Raw genomic sequence first — 18,419 nt, 5'->3', positions numbered from 1 at the left:
GAGGAAACCATGAGCAACCCGCTGCTTTCGCTTCTTGATATTGATTATCCCCTGATTCAGGCCCCGATGGCGGGCGTCTCCACCCCCGCGCTGGCTGCCGCGGTAAGTAATGCCGGTGCGCTGGGCTCGCTGGGGCTGGGCGCTTCAACCGTTGCCCAGGCGGAAGCGATGATAGTCGCCACCCGCCAGCTGACGGACCGCCCGTTCAATGTTAATCTGTTCTGCCATGCGCCGCCCCGGCGCGACGCCCGGCGGGAAGCCGACTGGGCAACAACATTACGTCCCCATTTTGCCCGCTATGGCAGTACGCCACCGGATTCGTTAAGCGAGATCTACCAGACATTTATCGGTCATGCGCCGATGCTGGAGCTGCTTCTCGACATCTCGCCGGCGGTGGTGAGCTTTCATTTTGGCCTTCCTGAAGGTGAGACGATCCAGCGTCTGCGGCGGCAGGGGATCGTTACCCTGGCGACGGCAACCTCGCTCCAGGAGGCGCTGCTGATTGAACAGCAGGGGATCGACGTGGTGGTCGCTCAGGGCTATGAGGCGGGTGGGCACCGGGGGATTTTTGCTCCGCAGGCGCCTGACGCGCAGCTGAGCACCTTCACCCTGGTGCAACTTCTGCGGCGTCGACTAACCATCCCGGTGGTGGCCGCCGGGGGCATCATGGACGGAGCGGGGATCGCCAGCGTGATGCAGTTGGGGGCGCAGGGCGTACAGCTCGGTACGGCGTTTTTACTGTGTCCGGAATCGGCCGCCGACGCCGGCTATCGCGCGGCGATCCACAACAGCCTTGACGGGCGTACGGTGCTGACCTCCGCGATATCCGGGCGTCCGGCACGCTGTCTGGCGAATGCCTTCTGTGCGCTGGGGGAAGGCTATCCGGCGAGCGCCGTGCCGGATTATCCGCTGGCGTATGATATCGGCAAAGCACTGGCCGCCGCCGCGAAAGCCCAGGGTGTCCATGAGTATGGCGCCCACTGGGCCGGGCAGGGGGTGGGGTTGATCCGCGAGTGTGACGCCGCCACTCTGGTCCGCCAGCTGGCGGCAGAGAGCGGCTGGAACTAATGACTGACGGCTAGCGGCGGTGGGCCAGGCTACGCACCAGCCGATCGCCGGCCATTTGCACCCCCTGGACCATCGCCACCAGGATCAGCACCGTGCCAAACATGACTTCATTATTAAACCGCTGATAGCCGTAGCGGATGGCGAGGTCGCCGAGTCCACCGCCGCCGATCACACCGGCCATGGAGGAGAAACCAATCAGCATCACGATGGTCAGCGTGATCCCGGCCAGCAGCGTTGGCAGGGCTTCCGGCAGCAGGGATTTAAAAATCACGTGCCAGACGTTGCCGCCCATCGACAGAATGGCTTCAATTCTCCCGTAGTCCACCTCGTCGAGCGCGTTTTCCGTCAGACGGGCAAAGAACGGAAAGGCGCCGATGGTTACCGGCACGATGGCGGCGGTGCTGCCCAGCGTGGTGCCGACGATCAGCCGGGTAAAGGGGATCAGGGCGATCAGCAGTACGATAAACGGCAGCGACCTGCCGATGTTGATCACCGCGCCTAACAGCGCGTTCAGTTTCGGCATCGGCGCCAGCCCGTTGGCGCGGGAAATAAATAACAGCACGCCGGTGGGCAACCCGATCAGCACGGTAAACAGGGCCGCCAGGCCCACCATATAAAGCGTATCCAGCGTGCCGTCGAGTAATAACGGCCACAAATCTTCCCAGCTCATGCTACTCCGCATAATGGCCTCCCCTGAACGCCGTGGCGGGTAAGAAATTCCTGTTCAGCCTGCGGGTCGTGCAGCAGCGACTGGCGCAGCCGCGACCATGGGGTCACCAGCAGGTCGGCGAGTTTACCGCTTTCGACAATCTCGCCCTGTTCCAGCAGCGCCGCGTGGTCACAGATGGTTTTCACCACCTCCAGCTGGTGCGTAATCAACACGATGGTCAGATTGAGGCGCTGGTTAATATCCGCCAGCAGGGCCAGCACCGAGGCGGTGGTCTCGGGATCCAGCGCACTGGTCGCCTCATCGCACAGCAGCACTTCCGGCCGGGCGGCCAGCGCCCGGGCGATGCCGACGCGCTGCTTTTGCCCGCCGGAAAGCTGTGACGGGAAAGCGGCGGCCTTTTCGCTGAGATCCACCAGCTCCAGCAGTTCGCGCACCCGGGCCTCGCGAGCGGCCCTCGGCACTCCGGCAATCTCCAGCGGCACCGCGACGTTGTCAGCGACGGTGCGGGCATGCAGCAGATTGAAGTGCTGGAAAATCATCCCGGTGCGCAGGCGATAATCCCGCAGCGCCGCCTTGTTCAACTGGGTAATATCCTGTCCGTTCACCAGAATGCGGCCCGAGGTGGGCCGCTCCAGTAAATTGAGACAGCGGATGAGCGTACTTTTGCCGGCGCCACTGCGCCCGAGAATGCCGTATATTGCCCCTTTCGGTATCTGCAACGCGATATCGTTCAGCGCCGGTCGGCCGGTTCCGGCGTAGGTTTTGCTCAGCCCTTCGATGGTTATCATGACTGAGGGGCCACCGGGATCACCGAGCCGTTGTAGGTTTTACGGATAAACTCCGCCACCTGCGGCGAGGTCAGGTCTTTCGCCAGCGCCTTAATGCGCGGGTCATTCGCCAGGGCTGGGGTGGTCACCAGAATATTGGCGTACGGGTTATGCTCGGCGCTTTCCAGCCCCAGGGCATCCTTCGCTGGCACCAGACCGGCTTCCAGCGCGTAGTTGCCGTTAATCACCGCCAGGTCGACATCGTCGAGGGAGCGCGGGATCTGCGGCGATTCAATCTCCAGAATCTTCAGGTGTTTCGGGTTCTCGACAACATCCTTCGGCGTCGCCAGGGTGGTGGCCGGGTCGGTAAATTTAGGGTCCAGCTTAATAAGCTTCTGCGCCTGCAGCAGGAACAGCGCCCGGCTCAGGTTGGTGGTGTTATTCGGCACCGCCACGGTGGCGTTTTCCGGCAGTGATGAGAAATCTTTATGCTTATGCGAGTAAATTCCCAGCGGCTCAATATGCACCGTGGCCGCGACGGCAAAGGTTTTACCCAGCGCTTTTTCCTGATCCTTCAGATAGGGAACATGCTGGAAGTAGTTGGCATCCACATCGCCACTGGCCAGCAGTTCATTGGCGTTGACCCCGCTGGTCAGCTCCACCACCTTCAGATCGAGGCTGGGATCGATTTTTTTGATGTAGTTGAGGATCTCCGCGTGGGGAACCGGGTCCGCGGCGACGCGCAGCGCGGCAGCCTGGGCAGACGTCCATGCCAGAGAAAGAGACAGTGCGACCCCTGCCAGTTTAAAAGCGGCATATTTCATGGTGTGTTCCTTTTTAGTTATGGTTAAACGATCAATTGCTCGGCGCGTTCGCGAAACACGTCCTGATAGTAGCGTTCCGCCACGTCCGGATGGGAACGCAGACGGCCCTTGAGATAATTCCAGCCGACATCGCGCAGCAGCGGATTGTGCGGGTCGCTGTCCGGCCCTCGCGCTTCACGCGCCAGCTCGGGCGGCAGGGTGTAAACCGGCACCACCGCGTCAAGCTGGGCGCCGAGGAAGAAGGCGATGGAGAGGCGCTGCTGCTGCGCCGGCGGCGACACCACGCGATGGACGGTAGCGCGCAAATACCCGTTGGTCGCCAGCTCCAGCAGTTCGCCAATATTGACCACAAAGCTGCCGGCCAGCGGCACGGCGTCGATCCATTCCCCAGGCGCGACCTCTACCTGCAGTCCTTTCTGCTCGTCCTGCAGCAGGAAGCTGAGAAACCCCGAATCTTTATGGGCGCCGACGCCCTGGCTGCTTTGGGTCTCCTGCTGGCCGGGGTAGCGGATCAGTTTGATATGCTCGTTGGGTTTCTCGCCGTAGAGCTGATCGAAAGCATTCTCCGGGAGCTGCAGGGCTTCGGCAAAGGCGCGCAGCAGGCGGATGCCCACCTGGGTCATTTGCTGTTGCCAGTGAAGTAATACCGGTTTAAGCGACGGCAGGGCGGCAGGCCACAGATTCGGACCCTGCAGGCGCTGCCAGCGCGGGGCGTCGTCGCTGAGGGTTAGCGCCGGACGTTCGGCGCCGATATCAAACTGTTCTCGCCAGTCAGGCTGGCCGCGCGTCAGCTCAGAGGCCGCGCGGTTATAGCCGCGAAAATGGGGGGAGTGGATCATCGCCACCTGCTGTTTTTGCGCCTCATCGAGAGCAAAAAAGCGCTGGGACTGGCGCTGAACTTCATATTGAAGCGCGTCGTCGACACCGTGGTTGATCAAATAGAAGAAGCCGATGTCGCGGGCGGCATGACGCAGGTCGGCCAGGAAGGCCGCTTTATCCGCGGGGTCCGCGTAGCGGGCCAGGTCGAGAATCGGCAGGGTGGTCGCGTTCATTGTGTTCTCCGAAAACGGGGTAATAAGTTATGGGTAGATTCAGGTTCTGGGTTCGGGCACAACAGCAGCGCATGGTGATTTCCTCTGTCCGGGGCTGAACACAGCTTGCCTCAAGGCCAAATAAGCAACCAATAACGTTATTTTCTAATTTATGACCGCGCGGGGTTCAGTGCTTTTGCGTTAAATAGATATAGGCGCGAAGCGCGTAATGAAGCCGGTTGCGCCCGTCGGTGAGAGCCAGTAAGGTAGGCGCACTTTTTAATGCGGAACGGACGTATCGTAATGCACAGCTCGAAAGATCCCCTGCACGGCGTGACGCTGGAAGCGCTGCTCAATGCCCTGGTGGCGCGCTATGGTTGGGCGGAAATGGCCCGCCAGGTCAACATTAACTGCTTTAAAAGCGATCCCAGCATTAAGTCCAGCCTCAAATTTCTCCGCCGGACGCCGTGGGCGCGCAAAGAGGTGGAGGCTATGTATCTCGCCTCCCTTGATGATGACGCGCCGGTGGAGAAAGCGGATCCCTGGGCAAACTGGCAGAAAAAATAACCCTTACCACAGGACACCATCATGCAGAGCTGGAGCAGTAAAGATTTCACCGCCGACCGCGCGTGGGGCGCGCTGGATATTGCCAATTTTTCCGGCACCACCGTGCGTCTACACTGGACCGACCAATCCTATATCTGGCACATCAATGATGGTCAGGAGGTGTTTGCCGTGATGGATGGTCAGGTGGCGATGCATGTGAAAGTCGACGGCGAGGAGCAGATCATCATGCTAAACGCCGGCGATATCTTCTACGCCGGGGTGGGATGCGAGCATGTCGCTCACCCGCAGGGGGCGGCGCGTATTCTGGTGATTGAGAAAGAAGGGTCGGTCTGACCCCGCGGCGGGCGGTTCTTTGCCCGCCGTTTCATCGCCTGCCAGATGCGACATACCGCTTTGATATAAATCACTTATCCTGCTTTCGATATATTTAATTCTTGTTTGCCATTCCCTTCACCCCAGCACTATCTTTTGCCGCAGGCGCCTGACCAGGCACAATCGCGGGAGAGATCATGGCAACCTTGCAGTGGGACCACGCAGTACAGTTTGTGAATCAGCCGGAAGCGGCGATTGAAATCTTTGCCGGGCAGCAGCTGCGGGCGGTGGCCGGAGGGCGGCATCCGGGGTGGGGAACCCGTAATGCGCTGAGCTATTTTGGCCTCACGTATATCGAATTCCTCGCCATTGCCGACCCGGACGAACTGCGCGCCGCGACGGACAAATTCCTCCTTTCGCGCGACGCCGCACGGCTGCTGCCGGAGAATGAGGCGCTGTTTCGGGTGGCGCTGCGCAGCGACGACATCGACGCCACCTATGACCAGTTGCGTCGTACAGGGGTGACAGTGTCACCGATTGTCGATGGCCAGCGCAACGATCCGCAGGGCAATATCATCCGCTGGCGGATCTTCACCATCGATGGCGACACTGACGGGCTGGTCTATCCCTTTGTGCTGCAGTGGGAAGAAGACGACGCCACCCGGCTGACGCGGCTGCGCGCCCAGAGGCTGGACGCGCCGCATCCGCTGGGCGACATTACGCTTGAGCAGGCGGTGTTCGAGGTGGTCAATCCGCAGGCGGTGCGCGATCGCTGGCAGGCGCTGCTGGGCTTTCCGCCACTGGGGGAGCAGGGACTGGACGTGGGCGGCCGGCAATTTATCTTCCGTGAAGGGGCTGCCAACCAGCTGACCGAACTGGTGTTCCGCGTCGCCAACCCGGCGCTTAAGGGGCAGCGCTTTCGTGTCGGCAACGGCGTGTATGGCTTTACATAAAGGCTGACTCTAGCGTGCCGTGGCGCGCAGGGCTCCCGGCGGCTGGCCGGTGATGCGTTTGAAAGCCCGGCTGAAGGCCGCCAGCGACTGATACCCGAGGCTGAAGGCGACTTTTTCCAGCGCCTGGCCTTCATGGGTGATGTACTGCACCGCCAGCCGCATACGCAGCTCGGTGAGATAGCGGGCGGGGGTGGTGCCGGTGGCGGCGAGAAAACGTTCCGCGAACAGCGAGCGTGAAAGACCCGCCTCCCGCGCCAGATCTTCCACTTTCCAGTTGACCCCCGGGCGCTGATGCATGGCGTAGATCGCTTTCGCCAGCCGGGGATCGCGCAGGACCTGTACCCAGCCGGTGGCGTTGCCGCACCCGCACGCTACCCAGCCGCGGACAATCAGCGCAGCCACCACGTCCGCCAGCCGGGAGAGGATCCCGGCATAGCCTGCCTGGCGGGTGAGCGATTCCCGCTCCATCGCCGCCAGCAGCGGCTGGATCTCCGGCCAGGTATTAAGCAGGCTGCTGACCCGCATCACCTCCGGCATGGCCTTGACCAGCGGCTGCATGCCGCCGAGCTCAAAGTCCATACAACCGCTGAAAATGACGGCGCGCTCCGGGCAGTCAGGCTGGTCGCCAGCGTTGATACAACTTACCGTGCTGCACACCGTTTCGCTGGGCAGCTGCGCCACATTGACCACCGTGGCCTGCGGATCCGAGAGCAGGGCGTGCCCGTCGCCGTTGGGAATAAACAGCGCATCGCCGCTCTCGAGGGTGAACTGTTCCCCGCTGGCCATGCGCAGCAGCACCGGCCCGCGGCTGATGAAATGGAACTGGGCTTTACCCGCCACGGCGCTAAAGCCGACGCCGAACGGGCGTGCGGTTTCGATGCGCCGGTAGTTAACGCCGGAGAGGCGCATACCGCGCAACAGTTCGCTGGTCAGATCGATGGCAGGCTGGCTCATGGTAATTCCGGACGAATAATCAATAACTGAAGAGTATGCATCATATATCGTCCGAAAGTAAGGCCCTAAGATGACCAGGATGTTAATAAACCTGGAGAGTTGTATATGAGTTCCTGCATAGCTGCTGACGCGAGCCTGTCATCCGCCAAACCTGCCTGGCGCGCCGTCTATGCCCTGGCCCTCGGGGTGTTCGGCCTGATCGTGGCCGAGTTTCTGCCCGCCAGCCTGTTAACGCCGATGGCCAGCAGCCTCGGCGTCAGTGAAGGGATGGCCGGACAGGCGGTCACCGCGACGGCGCTGGTGGCGTTAGTTACCGGCCTGCTGATCGCCACCGCCACCCGCAATATCGATCGCCGCTGGGTGCTGATGTTCTTTTCCGTACTGCAGATAGTCTCCAGCCTGATGGTCGCTTTTGCCGATTCGCTGGCGTTTCTCCTGCTGGGCCGTCTGCTGTTGGGGATCGCCATCGGCGGCTTCTGGGCGATGTCCACCGCCACGGCGATGCGTCTGGTGCCGGCGGCCCATGTGCCAAAGGCGCTGGCGATCATCTTTTCCGCGGTGTCTGTCGCCACGGTGGTGGCCGCGCCGCTCGGCAGCTACCTCGGGGAGCTGATCGGCTGGCGCAACGTGTTTATTCTCTGTGCGATACCCAGCCTGCTGGCGCTGCTCTGGCAGCTGTGGGTGCTGCCCTCCATGCGCCCGGAGAGCGTCGGGACCTTCTCCACGCTGTTCAGGGTGCTGCGCCGTCCCGGTATGCTGGGCGGCATGCTGGCGACGATCCTGATTTTCAGCGGCCATTTCGCCTTCTTTACCTACCTGCGGCCGTTCCTTGAGACCGTCGCGCAGGCCAGTATCGAAGGGGTTTCGCTGATATTGCTCGGCTTCGGTGTCGCTAACTTTATCGGCACTTCGGTGGCGAGCTATCTGCTGAGCCGTAGCCTGCGCCTGACCCTGGCGCTGGTGCCGTTGATGATGAGCGTTCTGGCGCTGCTGATGGTGACGTTTGGCCATCTGACCGTGCTGGCCGGGCTGCTGGTCGCCCTGTGGGGATTTGCCTTCGGCCTGGTGCCGGTGGCCTGGTCCACCTGGCTTGCCACCACCGTGCCGGATGAAGCAGAAAGCGCGGGCGGTCTGCTGGTCGCCTCTATTCAGCTGGCCATCAGCGCCGGGGCCGCCGGCGGCGGGGCGGTGTTTGATTTGCACGGCGCCAGCGGCGTCTTCACCGGCAGCGGTCTGCTGCTGTTGAGCGCGATGGTGATTGTCTTCGCCGCCGTACGGGTGAAACCGGTCGCCCGCGCCGACCAGCCGGTGACGGGCCGCTTATCCCGCGAGATCGATAACTAAATTGGCCGACAGGCTGCGGGAGCAGCACAGTGCAATATGCTGTTCTGCGGCCTGTTTTTCCGCCTCCGACTGCACGGTATCCCGGTGGTCGACGGTTCCCTCGCGTACCGGCGTCAGGCAGGCGCCGCAGATCCCCATCTCGCAGGAGAGCGGCACCGCGACGCCATGCTCCTGCAGCACCTGGGCGATGGTTTTGTCCCCCGGCACCGGCCAGCGCTCCCCGGTGGAGGTGAGGGTGATGGTGAAGGTTCCGTCCGCCGCCGACGCCGCCGTCGGGGCGGGCGGCTGGAACGCTTCGCTGTGCAATTGCGCCTCCTCCCATCCGGCCGCCCGTGCGGTATCGCGAACCCGGGCCATAAATCCGGGCGGACCGCAAAAGTAGACCCGGGTGTCGGCGTCCGGAGCCCCCAGATCCTGCGCCAGCCGCTGGCGCGGACTCTGCCCCTCGTCTGAGCAGTGGATCTGGCAGATTCCACCCGTTAGTTGGCGGGCGATCTCGGTGGCGAAGGCGGCCTCCTGCGCACGGCTAACGTAATAGTGCAGCGTAAAGCTGGCGCCGGACGCCGCCCGGGCGTGGGCCATCGCCAGCAGCGGCGTAATGCCGATCCCGGCGGCGAGAAGCACCACATGGCCGCCCTCGTGCAGCGGAAAGTGGTTGCGCGGGGCAGAGATCATCAATGGCTGTCCCGGGCGCAGGGTGTCATGAATATAACGGGAGCCACCGCGAGACTGCGACTCGCGGGCGATGCAGAGCAGATAGCGATCCCGTTCGGCCGGGCTGCCGGTCAGGGAGTACTGACGGATCAGCCCGCAGGGAAGATGGAGATCGATATGGGCGCCGGGCGTCCACGCCGGCAGCGGTTGCCCCTCGGCGCTCACCAGACTAACGGCCAGATTTTTAGCGCCCTGGCGCCACAGGCCATCGACCACCACCGGGAGTATGTCGCGCATATGACCTCCACTCATACCAGAAAGAAATCGCCAAAACCCATCTTCTTCAGCCCGCGCCGGTAGGCGATAGAGCTGCGGTCTGCCGGAATATGCGCCTCCAGGGTCAGATCCAGCGGCAACCGTTCCGGACGCTGGGTCTCGACCATCAGGCGGTCCTCTTCAAATACCCGCAGGTTGAACGCATGTACGTCTTCCACCGGCACGTGCAGATCGAAGTTGCGGGCAATAGGGGCAAACATCCGCGTCACCCGGGACGACACCGGCGAGGCGGCGTTCATGATCACCAGCCTGGCGTCGGCGGGAAAATGGATGGTCAGCGTAGCGGTGAACGGCAGATGCATTTCAAAGTGACGCAGCCACTGGAACCCTTCCGGCGCGCGGAAATCAGAGCTGGCCGGGTAATTGCCCACCGAGCTCCAGTAGTCGGCAACAAAGCCGAACGGCGTCTCCTGCGGGGTATAGTCCGGCACCTGCTGGTTGTCCGGATCGGCGAAGGTGTCGGTGTGGATCCACGCGAAGTGGGCGACATCGAGAAAGCCTTCGACCTGGCGGCCGGCAAATCCCTTTACCTCGAAGGCCGGGCAGTTGATTTGCTGAAAGCCGGCGTCGTCCCAGTGCGGCATGGTCGGTAACGGCGGCGGATTGTCCGGATCGCAGGCCAGGCAGGTCCAGATCAGCCCGTAGCGCTCCTCCACGGCGAAGCTGGTGAGATGCAGTTTGGCCGGAATGGGTTGCCCCGGACTGGAGGGGATACGGTTGCAGCGGCCATCCTCGCCAAAACGCAGGCCATGATAGGGGCAGACGATACCTTCCTCTTCATGAAATCCCAGGGTCAGCGGCACCCCGCGGTGCGGGCAGACGTCGCGGGCGACTACCACCTGGCCTTTAATACGATAGATAACCAGCTGTTCGTCCAACAAGGTGGCTTTCACCGGGGCGCCGGCAATATCGCAGGCGCGGGCCACCGGGTGCCAGCAGCGGGCCAGCCGCAGCCAGTCTTCCGGGTCAAAGGTGCAATGGGCGGGGGGCGTGGGGGTGGTTGTCTTCATGATTTCTCTTCCTGCTCACATCGGTGATTGTTTTATTGTTGTGAGATTATTGTTGTCATATTAGGGTGTTCACATCCATCACCATTAATTCACTCTGCTGTTGCAAAAAAGAGTACAGGGGCGCCATGAGTCCATTTTCCCGTTTCGCGCACTATTTCATCGCCGTGGCCCGCTGCGGCAGTCTGCGCCGGGCCGCCGAGCAGCTGCATATCTCCGCCTCGGCAATTAACCGCCAGATCCTGCAGGCCGAGGAGGCCTTCGGTACCCCGCTGTTCGAGCGCCTGCCGGAGGGACTGCGGATGACCACCGCCGGTGAGTTGCTGTATGACAACCTGCTGCGCTGGCAAAAGGAGTTTCGCCAGACGCGGCAGAAATTCGATGAGCTGCAGGGGATGAAGCGCGGAAGCGTTAGCGTTGGCATGGTGCAGGCGCTGGCGGAAGGGGGCTTCGCCGCCGCGCTGGCGGAGATCATCGCCAGCTGGCCGTGGCTGGAGCTGGATCTGCAGGTGGCTGACAGCCACACCGTCAGCCAGAAAGTGCGTCAGGCGGACCTGGACGTCGGCCTGATCCTCGATCCGCAGGGGCAGGCTGGACTCAGCGTGCTGGCCTTTGCCGAACTGGAGGTGGGGATTGTGATGCGTCCGGACCATCCCCTGGCGGGGGCGAAGGCGCTGTCTTTGGGCGAGCTCAGCCTGGAGCGGCATATCGTGCCCGGCGCGCCGCTGATCGTCCATGAGCGGGTGGCGCTCCTCTATCGCCACCATGACTTTGCGCCGGAGAATACCATCAGCTGCAATGATATCCGGCTTATCAAGTCGTTGGTGCTGCGCGGCAGCGGCGTGACGCTCCTTAGCCTGCTCGACGTGCTGGACGAGGTCCAGCGTGGACAGCTGGCCTTTGTCCCGCTGCGCAGTACGCTGCTGCGACCGCTGACCCTGGCGCTGTGTACTGCGCCCTCGCGTCAGCTTTCGCGGCCCGCGCAAATGGCCATTCAGACGCTGAGTGCGGTGATCGAATCTATGGCGACGGTCAGCCCAGCGGCCCGCTGAGGATGGTGTCGCACATGCCGTTGATAATGCGCTCCCCGGTCTCCTCACGCAGCTCCTGGTACCAGGCTTCGGTGAGCTGCATATCCTTCCCGTGGGTAATATCGCACCGTTTGCGCGCCTTCAGCACCAGGTCACGAACCCGGTCGCAGCGCTGGGCTTCATACTCGCGCAGGGCGGCCGCAATATCTCGGGTCTGGCGGAAAACGGCGCCCAGCACCACTGCATCTTCCATCGCCGCGCAGCCTCCCTGGCCAATATCCGGGGTGGTGCTGTGTCCGGCATCGCCGAGCAGCGCGACGCGGCCGCGCACCAGGCGGCTGAAAGGTTCGATATCATGTATTTCAATGCGGTTGGTGGTCTGCGGGTCGAGGGCGGCGATCAGCTTCTGCACCGGCGGCGCCCAGCCGGCAAAGTAGCGGCTGAGGTCAGCGCGCAGGGTGTCACGATCCTCCGCCAGACCCGCTGGAAGCGGCACATCAAAGAAAAAGTAGAACCGGCCGGCGGAGACCGGCATCAGCGAGACGCGCTTGCCTTCGCCAACAAAGGTGGTCCACTGGTCGCCGGGGGCCAGCGCTTCATCTATCTCCACCAGGCCGTTCCAGTTGACGTAGCCGGCGTAGCGGCGCTGCGGGGTAAAGCCCAGCACCCACGGACGCAGTGCGGAATGGCTGCCGTCGGCGGCAATCAGCAGATCGCCGCTGGCGCTGCTGCCGTCGGTAAACCATACCGTCACGCCGTCGGCGTCTTCTTCACAGCGGGTGACGCGTTTGCCGAACTGCACGCTGTCCCGTCCCCAGTAATCCAGCATTTCCCGCTGCAGTTCTGCCCGGGAGACCGGGCAGGGGCGGCTGCCGGTGCGTTCGATCAGCGGGGCGAGACTGAACTGGGTCATGTTCTCGCCGCTGCGGAAATCACGATACGCCATCCGGCGCAGCGGCCCGCCGAAGGTCTCCATGATGTCGCCCATGCCGAGGTGGGCCATGCACTTCACGCCGTTGGGCCACACGGAAATCGCTGCGCCGACCGGTTTGATCTCTTTCACCGCTTCATAGACGTCGCAGTCGATCCCCGACTGTTTGAGCGCCACTGCCGCGCTTAAACCGCCGATGCCGGCGCCAATCACGATTGCTTTCATTTTTTTCTCCTTCTCCCGATGTTGTGACTGACTACAGCAATTTGCGTACCAGTTCGCCGGAGGGAGGAAAACCGCCTGCCTGAGGCACAGCGATGGCTCATGACGCACCGCATCGGTGCAATGTGAGGTATTGGTTGCCTTTTTATGAATCAAAAGTTTCTGTATGTTGCATTAAGAATCTATCGTTTCAGACGCCTGGTTCAGCAGCGGAGAGGGGTGATGCATCACGAGCGTAATCTAAGTTGATGATTTTGGAGTGATAATAAATTTATTGGTGCCCTTTTGTCGTCTCTGGCCTGCTTTGTGCACTAGCCCATGCACTTCTCTTTGCTACGGGATATCACTATGTCTGACGAACATCACAGTGGCCTGCTTTACGGCCTTGAACAGCGGATCCCACCGCTTCCGGCCTTTTTCAGCGCTCTCCAGCATGTGCTGGCGGGCCTGGTGGGGATCATCACGCCGCCGCTGATCATCGGCGCTACCCTCGGGCTTGGCGACTGGCTGCCGTATCTCATCAGTATGTCGCTGCTGGCCTCGGGCATTGGCACTTTTCTGCAGTCCAATCGGGTATGGGGCATCGGCGCCGGGATGATCTGCATGCAGGGCACCAGTTTTGCCTTCCTCGGCGTGACGGTGGCCGGAGGGATGTGGGTAAAAGCCCAGGGCGGCGGGCCGCAGGATATGATGGCGATGCTGTTTGGCGTTAACTTTGTCGCCGCTCTGGTGCCGGTGATTGTCAGCCGCTTTATCGAACCGCTGAAGAAAATCTTTACTCCCATCATTACCGGCAGCGTGATTGCGCTGATCGGCATCAGCCTGATCAAGGTCAGCGTCATCAACTGGTGCGGTGGGGAAAAGGCCGAGGATTTCGCCAGCATGAGCAATATCGCGCTCGGGGCGGGCACCCTCGGGGTTATCGTCCTGCTGAGCTGCGCCAAAAACCGCTGGCTGCGGCTCTCCTCGGTGGTGGTGGGCATTGCCGTGGGCTGCATCGCAGCGGGGCTGAGCGGTCAGTTCCATCTTCACAGCCTGGGCGACACCCTGTTTCGCCTGCCGACGCTGTTTCCGTTCGGCTTTCAGTTTAACAGCGCGATATTTCTGCCGGTCGCCCTGGTGTCGCTGGTCTGTATTCTGGAGGCGGTGGGCGATCTGACGGCCAACTCGCTGATTTCGCAACAGTCTGTTGACGATTGCGCTTTCCGTAACCGGCTGAAGGGCGGTATCCTGGCGGATGGCGTCAGCTGTATGGTGGCGGCCATGCTCTGTGCTTTTCCGAACACCACCTTCGCGCAGAACAACGGCGTGATCCAGATGACCGGGGTGGCCAGCCGCTATGTCGGACGCTACATTGGCGTGATTCTGATCCTGCTTGGGCTGTTTCCCCCGGTGGGCGAACTGCTGCGGCAGATCCCGGCGCCGGTGCTGGGGGGCGCCACGATGGTGATGTTTGGCTGCGTGGTGGCGGTCGGGATCCGGATTATTACCCAGACCCCGCTGAGCCGTCGCGATGTGCTGATCGTGGGGCTGGCGTTTGGCGCGGGTCTTGGCGTGGAGTCGGTGCCGGCGTTTCTCAGCCATTTTCCGCCGATGGTCGGCGATCTGTTCGGTTCGGCGGCCACCAGCGGTGGGCTGGTAGCGATAGCGCTGAACCTTATTCTGCCGCAGGAGCAGGCGGCGACGAAATCGTTAAGGAGTCAGGATGATCGCGCTGAGTCAGTTTAACAGCCTGAGCAAAGATGAGGCGGCGGGGCTGCTGGCCCCTTGCGTGGCGATCCCGGCCTGGGGCGAGATGCTGGTGAGCTTACGACCTTTCGCCAGCCGCCATGCGCTGCTGCAGGCCGCCCGTAAGGCGATGGCTAACTGGGGAGAGGATGAGCTGAACGCGGCGCTCAGCGCCCATCCGCGGATCGGTGAAAAGCCGACCGGCAGCCAGGCGCACGCGGCGCTGTCGCGCCAGGAGCAGTCGTCGGTGGACAGCGAGAATGAGCGGCTCGCGCAGGCCCTGCGGGAGGGCAATGCCCGCTACGAAGCCCGCTTTGGCCGGGTGTTTTTAATCCGCGCCAAAGGGCGCAGCGGCGAAGAGATTCTGCAGGCGCTGACGCGCCGGCTGCAGCATACCGCTGACGAAGAAGTGGCCGAGGCGCTTGCCCAGCTGCGGGAAATTACGATGTTAAGACTGGAAGGAGCGATTGGCGAATGAGCACCCTGAGCACCCATATTCTGGATATTTCCACCGGTACGCCGGCAGAAGGCGTAACGGTCAGCCTGAGCCGGGAGGGCGAGACGCTGGCGAACCTGGTGACCAACGCCCAGGGGCGTATCGCCACCTTTAGCGCCGCGCCGCTGCCGGCGGGGCGCTATTGCTTAACAGCGGAAACCGGGGCGTGGTTTGCCCGCGCCGGGCGCGAGAGCGTCTTTACCCGGGCGCAGATTGATTTTGTTATCGGCGAGGCGGCAGAGGACCATTTCCATCTGCCGTTTCTCATCGCCCCGGGCGGGTGGTCGACCTACCGCGGCAGCTAAGCGCGGCTGCCCGCTGCCGGGCGGAGCTGCGCTTGCCCGGTCTGGAGCGTTACGGAGCGGGCATAGACAGCCCGTAGGCCCGGTAAGGCGCAGCCGCTACCGGGCATGTACAGGTGGCTCCGGCGACCATCCTTCCTGTTTTATCCCCACACAAGGATAATTATTCTCCTATCCCCTGTAGGGGATAACCTTGACATTATCCCCTACAGGGTATAAAACCAAGTTTATCCCGACAGGGGGATAAATGATGGTGAGGAACAAGGCGATGAATTCCCCGCAGATATACAGTCCCGTGCAGCTGGCCAATTACCTGAAGCTGCTGCGCCAGCAGAACCACTGGACCCAGGATGCGCTGGCCAGGCGGATCGGCATTAAGCAGGCCACGCTGTCCAATTTTGAAAATCACCCCGACAAAACCACCTTAACCACGCTGTTTAAGATCCTCCAGTCGCTGGGGGTGGTGATGATGCTGAACGCCAAAGCTGCTGAGACGGCGCCGGCTCCCGATAACAACACGGACCTTGACTGGTAATGGCGACGCTTACCACCTGGATGAACAATGTGCGCGTGGGAACCTTAACCCACCAGGCTAACGGGGCGCACAGTTTTCGCTATGACGAAGAGTGGCTGCGCAGCCCGCGCGCCAGACCGCTCTCCCTCTCACTGCCGCTGCAGTATGGCAATATCACTGCCGACGCGGTGTATCACTATTTTGATAACCTGCTGCCCGACAGCCCGCAGGTCCGCGACCGGATCGTCAGGCGCTATCAGGCGCGCTCGAAGCAGCCGTTCGATCTGCTGGCCGAAGTCGGGCGGGATAGCGTAGGGGCGGTGACCCTCCTGCCGCCGGGGGAAGAGGCGCACCTGGAAGGATTACGCTGGCAGACGCTGGACGAGGCGCAGCTCACCGCTTTGCTGACCGCTTACCAGTCGGATATCCCCCTCGGGATGATTACCAGCCAGGACGATTTCCGTATCTCGGTGGCCGGCGCCCAGGAGAAAACGGCGCTGCTGCGGATGGGCGAGCAGTGGTGTATTCCGCAGGGCGCCACGCCGACCACGCATATCATTAAGCTGCCCATCGGCGAGATAAAGCAGCCCAATGCGACGCTGGATCTGCGTGAAAGCGTGGATAATGAGTATCTGTGCCTGGCGCTGGCCAGAGAACTGGGCCTGGCGGTGCCGGAAGCGGAGATCATCACCACTCCGCGGATCCGCGCCCTGGCGGTAACCCGCTTCGACCGGCGCTGGGCGCAGGAGGGACGGGTGCTGCTGCGTCTGCCGCAGGAGGATCTGTGTCAGGCTTTTGGTCTTCCTTCAGCGATGAAATATGAGTCTGACGGCGGGCCGGGTATCGCCGCGATCATGACCTTTCTGCTGGGCTCGAGTGAAGCGCTGAAAGATCGCTATGACTTTATGAAGTTCATGGTCTTCCAGTGGCTGACGGGGGCGACGGACGGTCACGCAAAAAACTTCTCAATTTACCTGTTGCCCGGCGGCAGCTACCGCTTAACACCGTTCTACGACATTATTTCGGCGTTTCCGGTGCTGGGCGGCACGGGACTGCATCTGCGCGATCTGAAGCTGTCGATGGGGCTCAATGCCACAAAAGGGCGTAAAACAGAGATTAACGCCATCTATCCGCGTCATTTTCTGGCGACGGCCAAAGCGGTGAACTTTCCCCGGGAGCAGATGCTGGCGATCCTCCAGGAGTTTGCCGGGCATGTGCCGCAGGCAATCGAAAGCGCTCGCCGGACGCTGCCGGCGGACTTTTCCAGCCACGTCTGGCAGGCCATTACAGAGAACATGCTGAAGCTGCACGCCCGCCTGCAGCAAGGGCTGCAGGCGCTATAGCAGAGCCGGCTGGCGGCTAGCTCTGCGGCTGCCCCCAGCGGCTGCGCAAATAGTTAACCGCCTGCCGGGTTTGCGGCTGATTGAGGTTGTTTTCGCGGAACAGGATGGTGCCCTGGATCTGCGGCAGAGTCTCATTGAGATCGAGCTGCTTTTTCAGCTCCGGCACGCCGCCATCCACCGTCCAGTCAGGCTCGTTTTTGGACGGTTCACCCACCTTGTACAGCGCCACGCCGATATACAGCCGGGTATGGGTCGGTTTAACCACCTCGGCCCACCAGTTGGCCAGCACATCATAGCGCGCGGCATCGCGGGCAAACGGCCAGTAGATCTGCGGCGCGATGTAGTCGAGCAGTCCCTGCTGCACCCAGCTGCGGGTATCGGCATAGGATTCATCATAGGCGGCCGCGCCCCGGGTATCCGACCCCGCCGGATCGTGCGAGCGGTTGCGCCACACCCCGGCCGGGCTCACGCCAAACTCGACGTTCGGATTGAGCTTTTTGATGGTGGTGGAAACCTGGGCTATGAGCTGCTGGGTGTTATGCCGCCGCCAGTCGCCCTTCGAGGCATAGCCCTGCCCGTAACGGCGGAAAGTCTCGTTGTCGTTAAGCGGGGAAGAGGCGGTTTCGGTATAGAAATAGTCATCGAACTGCACGCCGTCAATCGGGTAGTTCTGCACCACTTCAGCGACGATGCTGGTGATCCAGTCCCGTGCTTCGGGAATGCCCGGGTCGAGGACAAAGCGATCGCTGGCGGTGCGGATCCAGTTACGGTGCAGGACGAACACGCTGGCCGGTACCTGGGTGAGGGTGTTGTTCAGCTCGGCAATCGTCGACGGTTTGGTGTTGACCGAGACGCGATAGGGGTTAAACCACGCGTGAACCTTCATGCCGCGCTTGTGCGCTTCATCCAGCATAAACTGCAGCGGATCGTAGCCAGGGTATTCGCCGATTTTGCCGGTCAGCATATCGGACCACGGCAGAATATCCGACCGCCAGAGCGCCGTACCGTCCGGTTTCACCTGGAAAAAGACGGTATTGATCCCCAGGCGCTGCAGGTTATCGAGTTTAGCGATCAGCGCCAGCTTCTGCTGCGTGATGCGGCTCTCCGGCGTGCTGGCGATAATCGACCCGACCGGCGGCCAGTCAAGGCGCGAAACGGTGGTGAGCCACACGCCGCGCACCGGCTCCCGGTGCGCCTGCCCGGCTTTGACGGCGGCAGCGTTCGGCGGCGTGACAAGGGATTTAGGGGCTTTACTGGTGCAGCTGAACAGCATGCCAGCGGCGATGAGCGCCGCGCCTGCCAGCGCCACTTTGCTGGCTAAGGGGAATCGACGAGAATGGCTGATGATGAACTCCCGTGTACTCA

Annotated in this window: 20 protein-coding genes; 11 read left to right on the top strand and 9 right to left on the bottom strand. The window is 62.1% G+C overall.

Going from position 1 to position 18,419, the window contains the following annotated elements:
* Window positions 1-9: 9 nt before the first annotated feature.
* Window positions 10-1,068, top strand: coding sequence for an NAD(P)H-dependent flavin oxidoreductase (locus tag KB890_RS01890; protein WP_004179795.1), 1,059 nt, complete (start codon window positions 10-12; stop codon window positions 1,066-1,068).
* Window positions 1,069-1,078: 10 nt separating this feature from the next.
* On the opposite strand, the gene KB890_RS01885 is transcribed toward KB890_RS01890, so the two are convergent.
* The 4 genes from KB890_RS01885 to KB890_RS01870 are packed head-to-tail and all read right to left on the bottom strand — an operon-like array spanning window position 1,079 to window position 4,381.
* Complete coding sequence (locus KB890_RS01885) at window positions 1,079-1,738, bottom strand: methionine ABC transporter permease (RefSeq protein WP_004217626.1); 660 nt, start codon at window positions 1,736-1,738, stop codon at window positions 1,079-1,081.
* Window positions 1,735-2,526 (bottom strand): methionine ABC transporter ATP-binding protein, encoded by a 792-nt coding sequence (locus KB890_RS01880; protein ID WP_002904635.1) that lies wholly within the window; start codon window positions 2,524-2,526, stop codon window positions 1,735-1,737. The genes KB890_RS01885 and KB890_RS01880 overlap by 4 nt, the downstream gene beginning before the upstream one ends.
* Window positions 2,523-3,329 carry a MetQ/NlpA family ABC transporter substrate-binding protein gene (locus tag KB890_RS01875; protein WP_004179797.1) on the bottom strand — a complete coding sequence of 269 codons (807 nt, stop codon included), beginning with the start codon at window positions 3,327-3,329 and terminating at the stop codon, window positions 2,523-2,525. Before KB890_RS01875 ends, KB890_RS01880 begins: the two co-directional genes overlap by 4 nt.
* 23 nt (window positions 3,330-3,352) lie before the next feature.
* The gene (locus tag KB890_RS01870) at window positions 3,353-4,381 is read right to left on the bottom strand and encodes an isopenicillin N synthase family dioxygenase (RefSeq protein ID WP_004176215.1); all 1,029 of its coding nucleotides are present in this window, start codon (window positions 4,379-4,381) and stop codon (window positions 3,353-3,355) included.
* 282 nt (window positions 4,382-4,663) lie between these two features.
* On the opposite strand from KB890_RS01870, the gene KB890_RS01865 reads away from it, so the two are divergent.
* From KB890_RS01865 to KB890_RS01855, 3 genes are all read left to right on the top strand, one after another.
* Window positions 4,664-4,927, top strand: coding sequence for a VF530 family protein (locus KB890_RS01865; protein WP_002904643.1), 264 nt, complete (start codon window positions 4,664-4,666; stop codon window positions 4,925-4,927).
* Between the two features lie 21 nt (window positions 4,928-4,948).
* Window positions 4,949-5,260, top strand: a complete 312-nt coding sequence (locus KB890_RS01860) for a cupin domain-containing protein (protein WP_020323805.1) — start codon at window positions 4,949-4,951, stop codon at window positions 5,258-5,260.
* A gap of 176 nt (window positions 5,261-5,436) precedes the next feature.
* Window positions 5,437-6,192 carry a VOC family protein gene (locus KB890_RS01855; RefSeq protein WP_004179800.1) on the top strand — a complete coding sequence of 252 codons (756 nt, stop codon included), beginning with the start codon at window positions 5,437-5,439 and terminating at the stop codon, window positions 6,190-6,192.
* Between the two features lie 9 nt (window positions 6,193-6,201).
* On the opposite strand, the gene KB890_RS01850 is transcribed toward KB890_RS01855, so the two are convergent.
* Window positions 6,202-7,146, bottom strand: a complete 945-nt coding sequence (locus KB890_RS01850; RefSeq protein ID WP_004179802.1) for an AraC family transcriptional regulator — start codon at window positions 7,144-7,146, stop codon at window positions 6,202-6,204.
* A gap of 105 nt (window positions 7,147-7,251) precedes the next feature.
* On the opposite strand from KB890_RS01850, the gene KB890_RS01845 reads away from it, so the two are divergent.
* The gene (locus KB890_RS01845) at window positions 7,252-8,490 is read left to right on the top strand and encodes an MFS transporter (protein WP_004179804.1); all 1,239 of its coding nucleotides are present in this window, start codon (window positions 7,252-7,254) and stop codon (window positions 8,488-8,490) included.
* Here KB890_RS01845 and hpxE read toward each other — a convergent pair.
* Both hpxE and hpxD read right to left on the bottom strand, forming a co-directional pair.
* Window positions 8,467-9,441 (bottom strand): molybdenum cofactor-independent xanthine hydroxylase subunit HpxE, encoded by a 975-nt coding sequence (gene hpxE, locus KB890_RS01840; protein ID WP_004179806.1) that lies wholly within the window; start codon window positions 9,439-9,441, stop codon window positions 8,467-8,469. The genes KB890_RS01845 and hpxE overlap by 24 nt on opposite strands.
* 11 nt (window positions 9,442-9,452) lie before the next feature.
* The gene (hpxD, locus tag KB890_RS01835; protein WP_002904779.1) at window positions 9,453-10,490 is read right to left on the bottom strand and encodes a molybdenum cofactor-independent xanthine hydroxylase subunit HpxD; all 1,038 of its coding nucleotides are present in this window, start codon (window positions 10,488-10,490) and stop codon (window positions 9,453-9,455) included.
* A gap of 125 nt (window positions 10,491-10,615) precedes the next feature.
* On the opposite strand from hpxD, the gene hpxR reads away from it, so the two are divergent.
* Window positions 10,616-11,539 (top strand): LysR family hpxDE operon transcriptional regulator HpxR, encoded by a 924-nt coding sequence (gene hpxR, locus KB890_RS01830; RefSeq protein ID WP_002904781.1) that lies wholly within the window; start codon window positions 10,616-10,618, stop codon window positions 11,537-11,539.
* Here hpxR and hpxO read toward each other — a convergent pair.
* The gene (gene hpxO, locus KB890_RS01825; protein ID WP_002904783.1) at window positions 11,520-12,674 is read right to left on the bottom strand and encodes an FAD-dependent urate hydroxylase HpxO; all 1,155 of its coding nucleotides are present in this window, start codon (window positions 12,672-12,674) and stop codon (window positions 11,520-11,522) included. The two genes, hpxR and hpxO, sit on opposite strands and share 20 nt — an antisense overlap.
* A 345-nt stretch (window positions 12,675-13,019) precedes the next feature.
* Here hpxO and KB890_RS01820 point away from each other — a divergent pair, with 345 nt between their 5' ends.
* From KB890_RS01820 to KB890_RS01800, 5 genes are all read left to right on the top strand, one after another.
* The gene (locus KB890_RS01820; protein ID WP_094932908.1) at window positions 13,020-14,399 is read left to right on the top strand and encodes a nucleobase:cation symporter-2 family protein; all 1,380 of its coding nucleotides are present in this window, start codon (window positions 13,020-13,022) and stop codon (window positions 14,397-14,399) included.
* On the top strand, window positions 14,377-14,877 hold the full coding sequence (uraD, locus tag KB890_RS01815; protein WP_004179811.1) for a 2-oxo-4-hydroxy-4-carboxy-5-ureidoimidazoline decarboxylase: 501 nt from the start codon (window positions 14,377-14,379) through the stop codon (window positions 14,875-14,877). The genes KB890_RS01820 and uraD overlap by 23 nt, the downstream gene beginning before the upstream one ends.
* Window positions 14,874-15,200: a hydroxyisourate hydrolase gene (uraH, locus tag KB890_RS01810; protein WP_002904788.1), complete on the top strand. Its 327-nt coding sequence runs from the start codon at window positions 14,874-14,876 to the stop codon at window positions 15,198-15,200. The genes uraD and uraH overlap by 4 nt, the downstream gene beginning before the upstream one ends.
* A gap of 265 nt (window positions 15,201-15,465) precedes the next feature.
* On the top strand, window positions 15,466-15,732 hold the full coding sequence (hipB, locus tag KB890_RS01805) for a type II toxin-antitoxin system antitoxin HipB (RefSeq protein ID WP_004176198.1): 267 nt from the start codon (window positions 15,466-15,468) through the stop codon (window positions 15,730-15,732).
* The gene (locus KB890_RS01800; RefSeq protein ID WP_004179815.1) at window positions 15,732-17,054 is read left to right on the top strand and encodes a type II toxin-antitoxin system HipA family toxin; all 1,323 of its coding nucleotides are present in this window, start codon (window positions 15,732-15,734) and stop codon (window positions 17,052-17,054) included. The genes hipB and KB890_RS01800 overlap by 1 nt, the downstream gene beginning before the upstream one ends.
* Before the next feature lie 16 nt (window positions 17,055-17,070).
* On the opposite strand, the gene KB890_RS01795 is transcribed toward KB890_RS01800, so the two are convergent.
* Window positions 17,071-18,363: a glycoside hydrolase family 10-like protein gene (locus KB890_RS01795; RefSeq protein WP_002904794.1), complete on the bottom strand. Its 1,293-nt coding sequence runs from the start codon at window positions 18,361-18,363 to the stop codon at window positions 17,071-17,073.
* Window positions 18,364-18,419: the final 56 nt, after the last annotated feature.

The sequence above is a fragment of the Klebsiella sp. P1954 genome, from assembly GCF_018199955.1.
Taxonomy (GTDB): domain Bacteria; phylum Pseudomonadota; class Gammaproteobacteria; order Enterobacterales; family Enterobacteriaceae; genus Klebsiella; species Klebsiella pneumoniae.
The sequence above is the reverse complement of the archived record's forward strand: the minus strand, read 5'-3'. Positions and strand labels throughout refer to the sequence as shown.